1 protein-coding gene is annotated in these 615 nt (G+C 44.2%); it reads left to right on the forward strand.

The features are described 5' to 3' along the window. Positions 1 to 615, forward strand: a 615-nt coding sequence (locus AC27H3_RS18070) for a transposase (protein ID WP_487108109.1), incomplete at both ends; no start/stop codon positions are given.

Below are 615 nucleotides of genomic sequence, written 5' to 3' on the forward strand. Positions count from 1 at the left end.
AACAACCGTTAACGCAGTTTGAATTGGAGATGGTTGAAGACACAGTACAGGTGTATAAACAGCGCCTCATCGATATCAGTTGGTTTATGCGCTCGTTAAACGAGCCTATTGCCAGGCAAGCCAATAAAGAAGATAAGTGTACTGGCCATTTCTGGGAAGGACGCTTTAAATCTCAAGCCTTGCTTGATGAAGCGGCATTACTGTCTTGTATGGCTTATGTAGACCTAAACCCTGTTCGTGCCGGTATTGCTCCAACGCCTGAGCAGTCAAGCTATACCAGTATTCAAGTGCGTATCAAAGCAGCGATTAAAGGAGAGCAACCTACAGCTTTATTACCTTTCACTGGTAATGAGCATAAAGACAAAGCTGCTGGCATTGCTTTTTGCTTAAAAGACTACTTAACACTTGTTGATGAAACTGGACGCGTAATTAGAGAAGATAAACGCGGTGCTATTAATGCTAAAACGGCTGAGATACTGTCAAGACTGCACATCAGCGATGAGAGCTGGTTAAAACTCACCACCAACTTCGAGGGTATGTTCACTGGCGCGGTAGGTACTGCAGAGCATTTGTGTGAATTTACAGAGCACGTCGGTTTAAAGCGAGCTCATGGTA

This window comes from Colwellia sp. NW0002-52-1, assembly GCF_057550865.1.